The following is a 15,348-nucleotide window of genomic DNA, read 5'->3' as shown; positions in this document are numbered from 1 at the left end:
GGCCAAAGGAATCGGTTTAGTGGTTAACTGGATTTTGATAAGGCAGGCCGAGCCGCTTTGATTGAGCAGTCGCTTCAATAATGCAATCAACGAGTGCTTGCTTTACTCCTTTGCTTTCTAAAATCCGGATCCCAGCTTCCGTTGTTCCGCCGGGGCTCGTTACACCTTTGCGCAGCTGTTCGGCTTTCCCGTCTGTTGCTGAAAGCATTTCCGCCGCACCGAGAAGAGTTTGAATAATGAGCGGTTTTGCAGTTTCCTTTTCCAAACCAATTGCTTCTGCCGCTTGTTCCATCGCTTCTGCGACATAATAAATATAAGCAGGACCGCTTCCGGAAAGACCGGTGACAGCATCCAACTGTTCTTCTTTCACTACTTTGGTTAAGCCGATAGAAGAAAAAAGAGCGAGAGCCGCCATTTTTTGCTGTTCTGTAACATGGTCATTTACGGCAATGGCTGTTGCTGATTTTCCAACAGCTGCGGATGTATTTGGCATGGAACGGACGACAGCACAAGGACGGCCGACTTCGCGTTCGATAAAGTCAATCGTAACCCCTGCCATTAATGTGATAATTAAAGAAGAAGGCGGGAGGTAGGCTTTCACTTGCTCCATCGCCTCTTTTGCGTCCTTTGGCTTCATAGCTAACACAATAATTTTACTGTCTGAGAGCATACTTTCCATACCATAGCCAGTGTGGATATTGTAAATGGTTTTCAGCTTCTGAAGTCTGTCTTTGTTGGCTTTATTTGTGGCATAAATATCGCTGGCAGCTAAAGCGCCGCTTGAAATGGCTCCTGAAATCATCGCTTCCGCCATCGAGCCTGCACCGATAAATGTTGTTTTCATCTGAACATCCTCCTTTGATATAGCGATCAATCGATACATAAAAAAACACCCTTTCGTCCTCTAATAAAGGACGAAAGGGTGTTTGCTTCCGTGGTACCACCTTTGTTTGCGGATGAATCCGCACACTCTGATCCCGATAACGCCGGGGCCGCGTTTAGGTTTTCCTAAAAGCTCAAAAGGCAGGTTCAATAAAACAGCGGGTGATGGAGCCTTTCAGCCGGTGAGCCCCATTCTCTTGCACCATTTTTTATTTACTAATCCTTTTTCATCGCATGTTTGTTTTTGGAATTTTCTCTTAAATTGTAGTTTGATTATATGTGATTATGCAGAATGATGTGCCGGTTTGTCAAGGGTGAATTTAAAGTAACGTGTACGACTTCTTGTTTTAATGTGTGAAAATAATGACAAATCCATGCTTAACCGCTAAAATTAGTAAAGATATTACTTTTTTAAAATAAAGATAAATCTATGATACAGGCAGGTGTTTTGTTTGTGAATGTTGAAGAATTTGGCGATATTATAAAAATTACGCTGCCGACTCCTTTTCCAGTCGGTGATGTCAATGTTTTTTTAATAAAAGGGGAACGATTGACACTGATCGATGCAGGAGTGAAAACAGCTTCTTCGTTCGAGGCGCTTGTTACGGGGCTGTCGGAGATTGGCTATACGCTCGATGACATTGAGCAAGTTGTGTTGACCCACCATCATCCCGACCATATCGGTCTGCTTGATTTCCTTCCTGAAGGGACGGATGTGATTGGGCACCCTTATTGTGCAAAGTGGCTTACAAAAGATCCAACATTTTTGCAGGAAAACTTACTGTTTTTTCGGGAGCTGTTTGTACAATTTGGTTTGCCAAAAGAAGCAGAACCTGTACTGAAAAAAATTCAGTCTCCATTAAAATTCAGCAGTGAAAATAGTGCGTTAACGATCGCCGTGCGAGAGGGAGACAGGCTGCCGGGACTTAAAGACTGGCGCATTTTCGAAACGCCGGGTCATGCCCAGAGCCACCTCGTCTTTTTGCGTGAAAAAGATGGAACTTTAATCGGCGGGGATCATATTCTAGCCGCTATCTCCTCTAATCCGCTCATTGAGCCGCCGTTTATTTCGGGAGCAGAACGGCCGAAACCGCAGCTGCAGTACAATCAATCATTAAAAAAAATGTTGGAGCTTCCAATCGATATCGTGTATACAGGACATGGTGAAGAAGTGAAAAATGTCGTCCCGCTCATTAAGAGCCGTCTCGAGCGCCAGCATGAACGCGCCATGTCTGTGAAGGAAATGCTGCGAGAAAAGCCGCTGACTGCTTTTGAAGTGTGTATGCGTCTTTTCCCAACTGTGTATAAAAAAGAAATGAGCTTAACATTGTCAGAAACGGCAGGACAGCTTGATTATTTGCTTGATATCGGAGAAGCAGGAGTCGAGAGGGATGACAAAGGGGTTCTTTCTTATTTTCTTTTATAAAAAGCTATGTTAATGACTAGTGTTGATTTTTCTACTTTGTTGATTGGAGCGGAAAGCGAGTGCCTGCAGCGGAAATCAACAGGCGTTTAACAAAGCCTTATAAAAAGTGAGGGGTAAAATGAGCCGTCTACGAGGGAAAACAATCGTTATTACCGGAGCGTCAAGTGGTCTTGGAGTGGAAATTGCAAAACAGGCGGCAGCGGAAGGAGCCCGTCTCATTTTGCTTGCCCGCCGTTCAGACCGTCTGGAAGAGGTGAAAGAAAGCATACGCCGTACGTTTTCAACTGAGGTTTACTCCTATTCTGTGGATATTAGCCAAAAGGAAGAAATAGAAAACGTGTTTATGCATGTTTTACAGCATGTTTCCGAGATTGATATTCTTGTCAATAATGCGGGGTTTGGAGTATTTAGTGAAGCACACGAAGCGAAATGGGAAGAGACAGAAGCGATGTTTCGAGTAAATGTCCTTGGTTTGATTGCCTGTACACAAATGGTCATTCCTCATATGAAAGCCCGAGGAAGCGGCCACATCATTAATATTGCTTCACAGGCCGGTAAAATGGCCACGCCTAAATCAAGTGTATACGCTGCAACGAAACATGCTGTACTCGGTTATACAAACAGCCTGCGGATGGAAATGGCGCGTGATGGTGTACGTGTAACGGCGGTGAATCCGGGGCCGATCGCAACGGAGTTTTTTACACTAGCTGATCCATCGGGCTCGTATGTTGCAAATGTCGGGAGATGGATGTTAAAGCCGGAGAAAGTGGCCCGTAAAGTCGTAGGGGCGATGGGGACGGCTAAAAGGGAGATTAACTTGCCGAGATGGATGAGTACAGGCAGTTTAATCTATACATTGTTCCCTCGTACTGTGGAGCGTCTCGGCCGCAAAGCATTTTTTAAAAAATAGACAAGCATATAAAGAAGAGGAGTGCTCGCAGGTCCCCTCTTCTTTATATACTTGTAATAAACTCATATACTACATCCTCAATGATTTCGTATAATTCTCCATCGTGTTCAGCTTGGTGTTTTTGTATGCGCTGGATTAATTCTTTGTATAAAACCTCCGCTTCTTTTCCTTCTGATGCAAAGTTATACTGAGCCAGGCTTTGTCTAATCATTTTTTTCATCAATAATTGTTCCAAAACGTTCACCTCTTTTAGGGGAGAAAAAGAGCAGCCGATGAAGGCTGCCCAGCTTTCTTATTTATTTTCTTCATTCAATGCTTTTTCTGCACGTACACAGGATTCGAATTCTCCTCTGTGTGCGCCAGTGCAAAATGGCATGTTTTCTGATCTGCCGCAGCGGCAAAGAGAGAAGACTGGTTTTGTTTCAAATACGTTTCCATCCATATCAACCAGTTCGACATCTCCCGATACTTTAAAAGAACCATTATCCATTACTTTGATTTGTGCTTTTGACATTTTTCTATCCCCTCTCTTATCATTGACACAGTTCGATAGTATGAAAAAAACGGAAAAAAAGCAATATTCTTTTGGAAAGGAGATAAGAATGTGAAGATTTATATAAAAGAACAGGCGGCAAGTAGATTGGCTGGTAAACTAGGGGGAGGAAGGTTAAAACTACATTACGACACAGAAGGATGCGGCTGTGGAGTGAATGGCGTTCCAGTGTTATGGATAGTAAGTGAACCGGCAGACGGGGATGTAGAGATAGGGACAAACGCGATGCCCGTACTCGTTGAAAAATCGCACATTGTGTTTTATGCAGATGAACTGATAATTGATGTATCAGGAGCCCATCAATATCGACTCAGCAGTCCTCAGGAAATTTTAAACGGCTGGATGAATCTAGTGAGAAAAGAATAAAGGGAAAATTCCCCACTTTCAATTTTAGAAGCGGGGTTCTTTCTTTTCATGAAAATAATAAGTTTCCAAAAAATAGTCGATCGCTTGTTGATAGGCTTCTGGGTCTTCATTATAGGATTGGGCATGGGCGCCTTTCGGGGCAAGATAAAGATCCTTTTGTCCTTTTTTATGCTCGTACAATTCCTTTGTCATACTAGGAAGAATGTAGTCATCTTCTTCACTATGGATAAAAAGGACTGGTTTTTGAATATGTTTCACTGCCTCGAGCGGCGAAACGTGTGTAAGATGAAAGCGGCCGCGCAGAAACACTGCCCACTCCGCTAAATGGATCAGCAGGCGGGGGGCCGCTTTAATTTCACGTTTCATTTGATGAATCAATTGGGCGCGAAAGTCGGAAAATGGGCAGTCTGCAATATAAAAATCCGCTCGGTCTTCAACCAATCCCGCGTAGAGCAGTGTTGTCGCCGCTCCCATAGATTCTCCGTGAATCCCGAATGAAACATCCTGCCCTTCACGGCGGATGAGCTCATGGACGACTGCCTGCAAGTCCTCTTTTTCGTAATAACCGTAGCTCGTTGTGTTACCTCCTGATTCTCCGTGCCGGCGATGATCATAAATGATGCCATTAAACCCGCGTCTCAAAAATAAGTTCATGTATTTAACAGAATTGACTTTTGTTTCAGTTACACCATGACAGAAGATCATGTATGGACCGCCTGGATGTGGAGTGACAAACACTGCTTTCAGCTTATAGCCAAACGGGGAGTCAATCCACACTTCTTCTTTCGGAAGCTGTTCGTAATGTTTGAGATCGAGCCGGTTTGCTTCTACTTCGCGCCGATAAATGAGTGCTTCATTTTTTTTTCTCATATATAGAACACGACTAGATAAATAAAAGCCAGCCGCAGCCGTAAGCGCCGCAGCGGAACTGAGTGCTGAGATCCATTTTTTCACTAATTGTCACCTCGAGAATTTGTTATTTGTCAGTGTACCATTTCTCAAAAGAAAGATCATTTGAACAAATGGTCTGATCCCATGTAAAATAAAATGAAACTTCCATCAGTGGGGGATTTTCTTCATCGCCCACTGATAAAACAAAAAACTCAGTCGTTGCCACATCCTGTGTCCACGCCTGAGTAACCAACATCCTGTTGGCCTGAATGAATCGGGCGTTTACTGGCAGGGGATCCCCCTGCCTACGCTTCTTAGAAACAATCTGTAGCCTTGAGGTGAGGGGCTTACTGCCAGCTAATGCGGGGTAAAAGCAATCAAGTGAGGGGAAGGGAAGAAGCAATGAAGAAGAAAAAACAAGTGAAAGCCAATGAAGGACTAAAAAGCCAGCAAGAGCAGCTAACATTGAAAGATACGCTGAATGCAGGTATTCTTGAACAATTGAAAGAAAAACAAAAGAAATTAAAGGTGGAAGAAGAAGCGAAACAAGCCGCTGCTGAACAAAAAAAGCGGGAAGAGCGGCGCCGGCGCGAGAAAAATAAAAGCTTTGAAGAATTGTTAAATGAAAGCAATATGGATTGGGAAAAATACAAATAAAGAAGTAGAGCGGCCATTGATTGACCGCTTTCAGGCTGTTGATAAACGCTCGCTTTCTTTGCTGCCCGCCTGCGGTGCTCCTGACCCTTCGGGTCACTCCGCTCCTCATCAGGCTTCGCGCCTAGAAAGACAAACATTTTCAATCAGCCTGATCATGTCTAGAATAGACTTTGCCTACAGTTTGAAGCAGTCATTGATTGACTGCTTTTTATTTTATCTATGCTGTTCATATTGATTCGCTTTTGTCAGCTGTTGAATCAGCCCATATTCCTCTTCTGATAATATTGGTTCTTTCACTGCGCGGATATTTTCTTTCAGCTGGCTGACAGAGCTTGCTCCGGCTGCGACAGAGGCAACTGCTTCATGCTGAAGAGTATAGCGCAAAGCGAGTCCATTTAACGTGCGGCTGTTTGAAAGTTTGTTTTCGATTTCAGTTAGTAATTCGGTGAGTTCTGCCGCAGAATAATTTAGAAAGTCTTTTTCTTGAAATTGATTGAGTTTTTTTCGCCAATTGGTACTTAACAAACCTTTGGCCAGCGGACCGCGGGCGACAACGCTGATGCCTTGCTCGTGAAGAAGCGGCAGTACTTTTTCTTCGGGGCGGCGGTCAAGCGGACTGTACTGCAGCATAACGCTGTCGATGGCGGAACGATCAGCAAATGTACGAATGACGTTCGGCCGGATAGAAGAGAGGCCGTATGCACGAATGAGTCCTTCTTTTTTCAACTCTTCAAATGCCTCAATCGTTTCTTCGGTCGGGTCGTCTAAGGTCCCGCCGTGCAGTTGATACAGGTCAATATACTCCGTTTGCAGGCGCTGCAGGCTGTCTTTTACCGCCTCTTTTATGTACGCTTTTGACGGATCCCACGTCCAGCCATCTTTCCCTTGTTCCCATCGGTTTCCAACTTTTGTTGCAATGATCACCTGTTCACGTACGGGTTTTAAAAAAGTGCCGATAAGTGTTTCGTTGACGCCAAAATCGTATAAATCAGCCGTATCAAAGTAATTGATTCCTTCTTCAAGAGCGGTTTCTACAATGGACCTTGCTAAAGCTTCTTCTTTTCCGAGTGACATGCATCCGAGAGCCAGTTCGCTTACATATAAATTGGATGTTCCAAGACGCTGTTTTTTCATTTTATCTAACTCCCTTCTTTGGCCATCATAACGAAAGAAGGACGTGTTCGACAAATCATTTGTTCGTTTCTTTTCGGACCGCCGGCTATGATAAACTGAACAAGAGAAAATAGAAAGAAACGGAGTGATAAGCGTGAAGAAATTTGAAGAAAAGACGATTCATACCGAAAAAATATTTGAAGGAAAAGTCATCCAATTGCAAGTGGATGACGTGAAACTGCCGGATGGCAATGAGGCGAAAAGAGAAATCATTAAACATCCTGGTGCCGTAGCTGTCCTTGCTTTAACAAATGAAGGCAAGATTGTCCTCGTTGAACAGTACCGAAAAGCGCTTGAGCGTTCCATCATAGAGATCCCGGCTGGCAAGCTTGAAAAAGGAGAAGGGCCTGAAGCCACCGCCCGTCGTGAACTGGAAGAAGAAACGGGCTATGTTTGTCAAAATATGAAGCTGCTGCAATCTTTCTATACTTCACCGGGGTTTGCGGATGAACTCGTTTATTTATATATGGCAGAAGGGCTGGTAAAAAAAGAAGAGAGTCTTCCTCCAGACGAAGATGAATTCGTTGAATTGATGGAAGTGACACTTGAGGAAGCGGAAAAGCTAGTACAGGAACAAAAAATTTGGGATGCAAAAACAGCGTTTGCTATTCAATATTTACAGCTGCAAAAAGCATTGACGAAGTAAAAAAGCAATGAGATGGCGGACACGGAAGGACATTAAAAAATGCCCGTGCTCACTAAGCATAACTGCCCCCTTTTACACATAAATTGGATTAATGGCAAAAGGGGGAGCTTATATGCAGAAAAAGTTATCGTCGATTATGATTGGCCGGCACGTCCAAGCGAACGCTTCCATTTATTTATTTGTAAGCGTGCTGTTTTTCATGGGTGTTGTGTTTGGAGCGATTGTTGTAAATAGTTTATCGCTCGCTCAAAAAGAAGACTTAGCGTATTATTTGCAGCAATTTTTTGGACAAGTATCAACCGGACAGATTGCTAACTCAGAGGATTTATTTTGGCAGAGCTTGATGCATAATGTAAAGTATTTAGGTTGTATGTGGTTATTCGGCATTTCGATTATCGGCTTGCCGCTTATTTTCCTCTTTTTGTTCATGAAAGGGATTGTCATCGGCTTTTCCGTCGGTTTTCTCGTACAGCAAATGGAATGGCAAGGGTTTTTTTTAGCGGTGGCAACGATCCTTCCGCAAAATTTAATTATTATTCCTATTTTTATTTTCGTGGCTGCCGTATCTATCGCTTTTTCACTGCAGTTGATTAAAAAGATATTTATGAAGCAGACTAGTCAGTTTTATATATCTGCGTTTTTTTCAAGATATATCCTCTTTTTCTTATTAGCGGCTGTTATGGCGACAGCAGCAGCAGGAATCGAAGCGTATGTTTCTCCTGCTTTTATGAAATGGGTAATAAAGTAATAATTATAACATGATAATAATTATAATATATATATTGTAATTATTTTATTTTGCAACTTCCTCCCATTTTGATATAATGAAACTACATCGGCGAGGGAGGGACTTAAATATGGAAAGCCGGCTTGAACGTATTAAAAAGCAGTTGCATTCAGCGAGTTATAAATTGACGCCCCAGCGGGAAGCGACTGTACGGGTGTTACTTGAACATGAAGAAGATCACCTGAGTGCAGAAGATGTCTACCTCCTCGTTAAAGAAAAGTCACCCGAAATAGGGTTGGCTACCGTCTATCGAACGTTGGAATTGCTGAATGAGCTGAAAGTAGTTGATAAAATAAATTTTGGAGATGGTGTATCCCGCTACGATTTGCGCCAAGAAGGAGCGGCCCATTTTCATCATCATCTCGTCTGCATCGAATGTGGCTCTGTAGATGAAATTCAGGAAGATTTGCTGGAAGACGTGGAGAAGATTGTGGAACATGATTGGAAATTCTTGGTGAAAGATCACCGCTTGACGTTTCACGGTATTTGTTGGCGCTGCCGAGAAAAACTAGGAAAAGAAGAAAAAACACAAACATCGCTGGAAGAACAGCACGCTGAATAAACAGCCTTTCAGATTGTAGGCACCTTTAGGCTGATTGAAAACGTCTGTCTATTAAGATGCGAAGCCTGATGGGAATCATAAGTACCGCAGACGGGCGAGCAATGAAGAGAGCGAGCGTTTGTCAGCAGCCTGAAAGCCTTTCGCACACCGGAAGGCTTTTTATTTTAAGTAAAACCCCTTTGTTCTAATTGTTGGACCCTTGCTCATAAGCATGTATAAAAAGAAAATGGGCGGGTGGAAACCAATGAAGCGGGACTTAGCAAAAACCATTTGGGGGACATGCAAAGTATTTATCTTTTTTACGAGCTGCACGTTATTGTTTTACAGTGGATTTCTTTGGATTCAACATGAATACGAAAAACAGCACCGTTATACAGAGCCGGAAGGAGAAGCGATGAAAGTGATTTCGCCATTAGAGGAGAATACAGACCGCTGGCTTGAACGGCTGCTGCTTTTTTATTTGGATGGGGAGTAATATGAAATGAAAGATCGCCTGCAAGACTTTATTCACTATATGATCGTTGAAAAAGGATTAGCAAAAAACACAGTTGCAGCTTATGAACGTGATTTAAAGCATTACATATTATTTTTGGACAAGGTGGAGCAGCTCACTTCTTTAAATGACGTGATGCGTATGCATATCGTTCAATTTCTTGGCCATTTAAAAACAGAAGGAAAGTCAGCTAAAACGATTGCCCGTCATGTGGCCTCTATTCGTTCCTTTCATCAATTTCTTTTACGGGATAAAGCTGTGGAGCATGACCCGTCTGTTCATATTGAACCGCCAAAAATGGAGAAAACGCTGCCGAAAGTGCTTAACTTAACAGAAGTAGAAGCGCTGTTGGAGTCACCTGACATTTCCACCCCGCTTGGGATGCGCGATCAAGCGATGCTTGAACTTTTATACGCGACAGGCATGCGGGTAAGCGAATTGACTTCATTAAACTTGGATGACATTCATTTAATGATGGGCTTTGTGCGCTGTACAGGAAAAGGAAATAAAGAAAGAATTATTCCGATCGGAAAAACAGCTATACGTGTCATTGAAACATATTTACAAACAGGCCGCCCGAAACTACATTCTAAAAAGCATGCAGAGGAAGCCTTATTTTTAAACCATCATGGTAAACGTTTGTCAAGGCAAGGGTTTTGGAAGATTTTAAAGGCTCTGGCTAAGAAATCAAATATTCAAAAAGAATTAACCCCTCATACATTAAGGCATTCTTTTGCCACGCATTTATTGGAAAACGGAGCAGACCTGAGGGCGGTACAGGAAATGCTTGGACATGCTGATATTTCCACTACACAAATTTACACACATGTGACGAAAACAAGAATGAAGGATGTTTATACTCAGTTTCATCCAAGGGCTTAATGTTCACTTTCAAGCGGTTGACAAATAATTTTTGGATTATGCCTATATCAAAAGGGATAACATGGTGAATAGAAGAATCGTAAAAAAAGGGGGAATCAATATGACGACGCCTGCATATAAGCGGATTCATTTAATCGTTTTGGATTCCGTCGGCATCGGAGAAGCACCCGATGCTGCAAAGTTTAATGATATAGGAGCGGATACAATCGGTCATATTGCGGAGAAAATGAATGGGCTGCAGATGCCCCATATGGAAAAGCTTGGACTTGCCAATATCCGCGATATTCAAGGACTAAAAAAGATGGAAAAGCCTCTTGCTTATTATTCGAAGATGCAGGAAGCTTCCAGCGGAAAAGATACGATGACGGGTCATTGGGAACTAATGGGTCTCCGTATCGAAACGCCATTTCAAGTATTTCCTAATGGATTTCCGGCGGAATTGATTCATGAACTGGAAGAAAGAACGGGAAGAAAAGTGATTGGAAACAAGCCGGCAAGCGGCACCGCAATTTTAGATGAACTTGGCCTTGAGCATATGGACACAGGGGCGCTCATTGTCTATACATCGGCTGATTCTGTTTTGCAAATAGCGGCACATGAAGAGATTGTACCGCTGGATGAGCTTTATCGAATTTGTGAAACGGCTAGAGAGCTGACATTGGATGAGAAATATATGGTCGGCCGTGTGATTGCCAGGCCGTTTACAGGACAGCCAGGTGCGTTTGTCCGTACAGTCAATCGTCATGACTATGCATTGAAACCTTTTGAGCGTACGGTAATGAACGAGTTGAAGGACAGCGGCTATGATGTCATCGCTATCGGAAAGATCGCCGATATTTTTGATGGTGAGGGCGTGACAGAATCGATTCGTACAACATCTAATATGGATGGCATGGATCAATTTATCCGTGTGTTTGACAAACCATTCACGGGGCTCAGCTTTATTAATCTCGTTGATTTTGATGCTTTGTTTGGCCATCGCCGTGACCCAGAAGGATACGGCCGCGCACTTGAAGAATTCGATGCGCGTCTTCCGGAAGTGTTTGACCGTATGAAAGAGGACGACTTACTGATTATTACTGCAGATCACGGCAACGATCCGGTGCATCATGGAACAGATCACACGAGAGAATACGTGCCTCTGTTAGTCTATTCGAAGTCCATGGAGCAAGGGAGAGAGCTGCCGGACAGAAAAACATTTGCAGATGTCGGGGCAACCATTGCTGATAACTTTCAAGTAAATAGACCTGCTCACGGAGAAAGCTTCTTACACGATTTATCATGAGGAGAGAGAAATCATGAGAGAGAAAATTGAACAGGCAGCTGAGTTTTTAAAAAAAGAAAGCAATAAACAGCCGAAAATTGGATTAATCTTAGGGTCTGGTCTTGGGGTGCTCGCAGATGAAATCGAATACGCTGTTAAAATTGCCTATAGCAGCATACCCGACTTTCCTGTCTCCACAGTGGAGGGACATGCCGGACAGCTTGTATTTGGCACACTCTCAGGAAAAGAAGTTGTTGCTATGCAAGGGCGGTTTCATTATTATGAAGGCTATTCTTTTCAACAAGTCGCTTTTCCTGTGCGTGTGATGAAAGCGCTCGGGGTGGAAACAATCATTGTTACTAATGCGGCTGGCGGCATCAACGAATCGTTTCGTCCAGGAGATTTAATGATTATTACCGATCACATCAATAACATGGGCGGCAACCCGCTCATTGGACCGAATGACAATGAACTAGGTGTAAGATTTCCAGATATGTCTGAAGTTTACAGTAAAAAGCTGCAAAGTCTTGCGAGGGAAACAGCTGCAAAGGTGCATTTGTCTATTAAAGAAGGGGTATATGTCGGTAATACGGGTCCGGTCTATGAAACGCCCGCAGAAGTTCGGATGGCAAAAGTGCTCGGCGGTGATGCGGTCGGTATGTCGACTGTTCCGGAAGTGATTACTGCCCGCCATAGCGGCATGGAGGTACTTGGTATTTCCTGTATTTCTAATATGGCAGCCGGCATCCTTGATCAGCCGCTTACACACGATGAAGTGATTGAAACGACGGGAAGAGTTCGTGCTGACTTTCTTCTATACATTAAAGAAATTGTAAAATCGATGTAAGAGGTGATCCTATGAGAATGGTCGATCTGATTGAAAAGAAACGGGATGGAGAACCATTAACGACTGAAGAAATTCAATTTATCGTCGAGGGCTATACAGAAGACAGCATACCTGACTATCAAGTAAGTGCGCTGTTAATGGCGATTTACTTTCAAGGAATGACTGAAAAAGAACGGGCAGATTTAACGATGGCTATGGCTTCATCTGGCGATCAAATTGATCTTAGAGCAATCGGAGGCATAAAAGTAGATAAACACTCTACAGGAGGCGTAGGCGATACAACCACGTTAGTTCTCGGTCCTCTTGTCGCTGCAGCTGGTGTACCCGTTGCAAAAATGAGCGGACGGGGGCTTGGTCATACAGGCGGAACGGTGGATAAGCTTGAGGCGGTTGCTGGCTTTCATGCGGAAATTACAAATGAACAGTTTATTGCATTAGTGAACAAAAATAAACTAGCTGTAATTGGGCAAAGCGGTAATTTAACTCCGGCCGATAAAAAGCTTTATGCACTGCGCGATGTAACAGCTACAGTCAATAGCATTCCATTGATTGCAAGCTCTATCATGAGTAAGAAAATTGCTGCTGGAGCAGACGCGATCGTTCTTGATGTGAAAACTGGAGCAGGTGCTTTCATGAAAACTCTAGAGGATTCTAAGGAATTAGCACAGGCGATGGTGAATATCGGCAATAACATAGGGCGAAAAACGATGGCTGTTATTTCGGATATGAGCCAGCCGCTTGGATTTGCGATCGGCAATGCTCTTGAAGTGAAAGAAGCCATTGATACATTGAAAGGGGAAGGCCCAGAGGATTTAACTGAACTGTGTCTCGTGCTGGGCAGTCACATGGTCTATGCTGCGGGCCGGGCCGATTCGCTGGAAGCTGCCCGTCAAATGCTTATTACAATCATACATAATGGAGAAGCATTACAGAAATTTAAAGTTTTTATAGAAGCGCAGGGTGGGGACAGTTCGATCGTGGATCACCCGGATAAGCTGCCGCAGGCGAAGTACAAAATTGAACTGCCGGCAAAGGAAGATGGCTGGGTGGCAGAGATTGTTGCGGACCATGTTGGAACAGCTGCTATGTGGCTTGGAGCCGGCCGTACAACGAAGGATTCGGATATTGACCTTGCCGTCGGTATTCAGTTGAATAAAAAAATTGGCGAAAGCGTAAAATCTGGCGAATCTCTTGCTTCCATTTACAGCAACAGCGAGGAAAATGAGCAAGTCATAGAGCAATTATATAGGAGTATTCTTTTATCAAAGGAAAAAGTACAGCCGCCCGTGTTGATTCACGGAGAGATAACAGGTTGAAGAATGCCTGATTTGTGGAAGGATCATTCAAAAGAGAAGAGAACATCTGAAAGAAGAAAACTGCAGTGGTATAATGTATGTACATAAGAAAATCTTCCTTTTTGGTGTTGAAGTGTATGGTAACTTCATTATACCAAATGGGAAGGTTTTCTTATTTTTTGATAACATTCAAACGGTTATATTTCGCTGAGTTGATTGTAGTGGAAGGCGTGAACTCTTGCATGGAAAGCGCAGCGCCGGGAGCGAAAATCAATGGACAAGTTTAAAGAACCATACAAAAAAGAAGGTGCCTCTAAAAGTTATACTTTTGGAACACCTTCTTTTTTTGTATAAAAATAGCGTATGTGGAAAAAATGGATGTATATAACATGGAAAGTTTACCACTATATTGGAGGTCATTATATGAAGAAGCGAATGTTTCTGTCAATGATTGCCGTTTTGTTCATATTTTCTGTTATTTTGCCATCATCGATCGCTGATGCTGCAGAAGAAAAAATCAAAATGGCTGAACAGTCAAAATCAGCAATTTTAATCGAACGGGATACAGGGGCTATTTTATTTGAAAAAAACAGCCGTAAACCTCTTCCGCCAGCTTCGATGACAAAAATAATGACAATGCTGTTAATTATGGAAGCGATTGAGGATAAAAAGCTGACGTGGGATGAAAAGGTTCGTACGAGCGAATACGCGGCATCTATGGGTGGATCGCAAATTTTCTTAGAACCTGGTGAAGAGATGACTACACGTGAAATGATGCAGGGAATAGCGATCGGATCAGCTAATGATGCATCTGTCGCCATGGCTGAACGAGTAGCCGGCAGTGAAGAAATGTTCGTTAAGAAAATGAACGACAAGGCAAAAGAACTGGATTTAAAACAGACAAAATTTAAAAACTCCACAGGTCTTCCGGAGAAAGGACACTACAGCTCAGCTTATGATATGGCGGTTATGGCAAAGGAGTTATTAAAGTATAAAGAAATTACAAAATATACCGGCGCTTATGAAGAATATCTTCGGGGAGACAGCGAAAAAAAATTCTGGCTGGTTAATACGAATCGGCTCATTAAATTTTATCCTGGGGTAGATGGATTGAAAACAGGTTTCACCAATGAAGCAAAATATTGCTTGACCGCTACAGCATCAAAAGACAATATGCGAGTGATCGCTGTTATTTTTGGTGCACCGACACCGAAGGATCGAAATGCTCAAATTACTAAAATGCTTGACTATGGATTCCATCAATATGAAGTCAGCCCTCTTTATGTAAAAGGAGAAAAAATTAGCTCTTTGGAAGTAGCTAAAGGAGACAAGTCTGCTGTCTCATTAGAAACTGCTGACAAAGTTTCGATCTTAATGAAAAAAGGAGAAAAGAAAGGGGGATTTTCTAAGGAAATTAATGTAAGGAAGAATGTGCAGGCACCAGTGAAGCGGGGGGAACAACTCGGAGAATTAATGATTAAGCAAGATGGAAAAGTTGTATCTAAAACACCGCTTCTCGCAAAAGAAGATGTCAATCGGGCCAGCTGGTGGCAATTTTATAAAAAAGTGTTCCATTACTTTTCCAAAACAAATGCTTCGTAAGTGACGAAAGGGCACCTGTTTTAGCGAATTCATTCTAGTTTTGTCATGAGGAAGGATTGCGCAGAGAGACCGTCGAAATGTTCTCTTATCAAGGTGAAAAAAGGGGGGATTG

The 15,348-nt window shown here is 42.9% G+C and carries 19 protein-coding genes and 1 other annotated feature; of the genes, 14 read left to right on the top strand and 5 right to left on the bottom strand.

The features are described 5' to 3' along the window. Window positions 1-16: 16 nt before the first annotated feature. Window positions 17-844, bottom strand: a complete 828-nt coding sequence (gene proC / locus QYG89_RS01090) for a pyrroline-5-carboxylate reductase (RefSeq protein ID WP_404313779.1) — start codon at window positions 842-844, stop codon at window positions 17-19. Window positions 845-907: 63 nt separating this feature from the next. Beyond that, window positions 908-1,122: a binding site (T-box leader), on the bottom strand. Between the two features lie 214 nt (window positions 1,123-1,336). On the opposite strand from proC, the gene QYG89_RS01085 reads away from it, so the two are divergent. Together QYG89_RS01085 and QYG89_RS01080 are read left to right on the top strand one after the other, a co-directional pair. Further along, window positions 1,337-2,308 carry an MBL fold metallo-hydrolase gene (locus QYG89_RS01085; protein ID WP_404313778.1) on the top strand — a complete coding sequence of 324 codons (972 nt, stop codon included), beginning with the start codon at window positions 1,337-1,339 and terminating at the stop codon, window positions 2,306-2,308. A 118-nt stretch (window positions 2,309-2,426) separates the two neighbouring features. Further along, window positions 2,427-3,218: an SDR family NAD(P)-dependent oxidoreductase gene (locus QYG89_RS01080; protein WP_404313777.1), complete on the top strand. Its 792-nt coding sequence runs from the start codon at window positions 2,427-2,429 to the stop codon at window positions 3,216-3,218. 43 nt (window positions 3,219-3,261) lie between these two features. Here the strand turns inward: QYG89_RS01080 and QYG89_RS01075 are convergent, their stop codons facing one another. After that, complete coding sequence (locus tag QYG89_RS01075; RefSeq protein ID WP_404313776.1) at window positions 3,262-3,453, bottom strand: YqzH family protein; 192 nt, start codon at window positions 3,451-3,453, stop codon at window positions 3,262-3,264. A gap of 57 nt (window positions 3,454-3,510) precedes the next feature. Beyond that, window positions 3,511-3,732 carry a CDGSH iron-sulfur domain-containing protein gene (locus QYG89_RS01070; RefSeq protein WP_404313775.1) on the bottom strand — a complete coding sequence of 74 codons (222 nt, stop codon included), beginning with the start codon at window positions 3,730-3,732 and terminating at the stop codon, window positions 3,511-3,513. 90 nt (window positions 3,733-3,822) lie between these two features. On the opposite strand from QYG89_RS01070, the gene QYG89_RS01065 reads away from it, so the two are divergent. Beyond that, window positions 3,823-4,137, top strand: a complete 315-nt coding sequence (locus QYG89_RS01065; protein WP_404313774.1) for an iron-sulfur cluster biosynthesis family protein — start codon at window positions 3,823-3,825, stop codon at window positions 4,135-4,137. A 24-nt stretch (window positions 4,138-4,161) separates the two neighbouring features. Here QYG89_RS01065 and QYG89_RS01060 read toward each other — a convergent pair whose 3' ends face one another. Continuing rightward, a complete protein-coding gene (locus tag QYG89_RS01060; RefSeq protein ID WP_404313773.1) occupies window positions 4,162-5,091 on the bottom strand; it encodes an alpha/beta hydrolase in 930 nt (309 codons plus the stop codon). 339 nt (window positions 5,092-5,430) lie between these two features. On the opposite strand from QYG89_RS01060, the gene QYG89_RS01055 reads away from it, so the two are divergent. Further along, window positions 5,431-5,685, top strand: a complete 255-nt coding sequence (locus QYG89_RS01055; protein WP_404313772.1) for a DUF3886 domain-containing protein — start codon at window positions 5,431-5,433, stop codon at window positions 5,683-5,685. After that, window positions 5,651-5,920 carry a hypothetical protein gene (locus tag QYG89_RS01050; protein ID WP_404313771.1) on the top strand — a complete coding sequence of 90 codons (270 nt, stop codon included), beginning with the start codon at window positions 5,651-5,653 and terminating at the stop codon, window positions 5,918-5,920. Before QYG89_RS01055 ends, QYG89_RS01050 begins: the two co-directional genes overlap by 35 nt. Here QYG89_RS01050 and QYG89_RS01045 read toward each other — a convergent pair. After that, complete coding sequence (locus tag QYG89_RS01045; RefSeq protein WP_404313770.1) at window positions 5,899-6,819, bottom strand: aldo/keto reductase; 921 nt, start codon at window positions 6,817-6,819, stop codon at window positions 5,899-5,901. The two genes, QYG89_RS01050 and QYG89_RS01045, sit on opposite strands and share 22 nt — an antisense overlap. A gap of 133 nt (window positions 6,820-6,952) precedes the next feature. Between QYG89_RS01045 and QYG89_RS01040 the strand changes: the two genes are divergently transcribed. The 9 genes from QYG89_RS01040 to QYG89_RS01000 all read left to right on the top strand — a co-directional run bounded on the left by QYG89_RS01040 (window position 6,953) and on the right by QYG89_RS01000 (window position 15,236). Next, window positions 6,953-7,504 carry an NUDIX hydrolase gene (locus QYG89_RS01040; RefSeq protein ID WP_404313769.1) on the top strand — a complete coding sequence of 184 codons (552 nt, stop codon included), beginning with the start codon at window positions 6,953-6,955 and terminating at the stop codon, window positions 7,502-7,504. A 112-nt stretch (window positions 7,505-7,616) separates the two neighbouring features. Then, the gene (gene spoIIM, locus QYG89_RS01035) at window positions 7,617-8,252 is read left to right on the top strand and encodes a stage II sporulation protein M (RefSeq protein ID WP_404313768.1); all 636 of its coding nucleotides are present in this window, start codon (window positions 7,617-7,619) and stop codon (window positions 8,250-8,252) included. Window positions 8,253-8,361: 109 nt separating this feature from the next. After that, on the top strand, window positions 8,362-8,853 hold the full coding sequence (gene fur, locus QYG89_RS01030; RefSeq protein WP_404313767.1) for a ferric iron uptake transcriptional regulator: 492 nt from the start codon (window positions 8,362-8,364) through the stop codon (window positions 8,851-8,853). 244 nt (window positions 8,854-9,097) lie between these two features. Further along, window positions 9,098-9,328 (top strand): YqzK family protein, encoded by a 231-nt coding sequence (locus QYG89_RS01025; protein WP_404313766.1) that lies wholly within the window; start codon window positions 9,098-9,100, stop codon window positions 9,326-9,328. Between the two features lie 6 nt (window positions 9,329-9,334). Next, the gene (gene xerD, locus QYG89_RS01020) at window positions 9,335-10,228 is read left to right on the top strand and encodes a site-specific tyrosine recombinase XerD (RefSeq protein ID WP_404313765.1); all 894 of its coding nucleotides are present in this window, start codon (window positions 9,335-9,337) and stop codon (window positions 10,226-10,228) included. A gap of 100 nt (window positions 10,229-10,328) precedes the next feature. After that, window positions 10,329-11,513, top strand: coding sequence for a phosphopentomutase (gene deoB / locus QYG89_RS01015; protein ID WP_404313764.1), 1,185 nt, complete (start codon window positions 10,329-10,331; stop codon window positions 11,511-11,513). A gap of 10 nt (window positions 11,514-11,523) precedes the next feature. Next, a complete protein-coding gene (locus QYG89_RS01010; RefSeq protein ID WP_404314573.1) occupies window positions 11,524-12,339 on the top strand; it encodes a purine-nucleoside phosphorylase in 816 nt (271 codons plus the stop codon). Window positions 12,340-12,350: 11 nt separating this feature from the next. Then, window positions 12,351-13,655 carry a pyrimidine-nucleoside phosphorylase gene (locus QYG89_RS01005; protein ID WP_404313763.1) on the top strand — a complete coding sequence of 435 codons (1,305 nt, stop codon included), beginning with the start codon at window positions 12,351-12,353 and terminating at the stop codon, window positions 13,653-13,655. 402 nt (window positions 13,656-14,057) lie between these two features. Beyond that, on the top strand, window positions 14,058-15,236 hold the full coding sequence (locus QYG89_RS01000) for a D-alanyl-D-alanine carboxypeptidase family protein (protein WP_404313762.1): 1,179 nt from the start codon (window positions 14,058-14,060) through the stop codon (window positions 15,234-15,236). Window positions 15,237-15,348 lie beyond the last annotated feature (112 nt).

The sequence above is a fragment of the Bacillus lumedeiriae genome (genome assembly GCF_044891285.1).
Classification (GTDB): domain Bacteria; phylum Bacillota; class Bacilli; order Bacillales; family Domibacillaceae; genus Pseudobacillus; species Pseudobacillus lumedeiriae.
The sequence above is the reverse complement of the archived record's forward strand: the minus strand, read 5'-3'. Positions and strand labels throughout refer to the sequence as shown.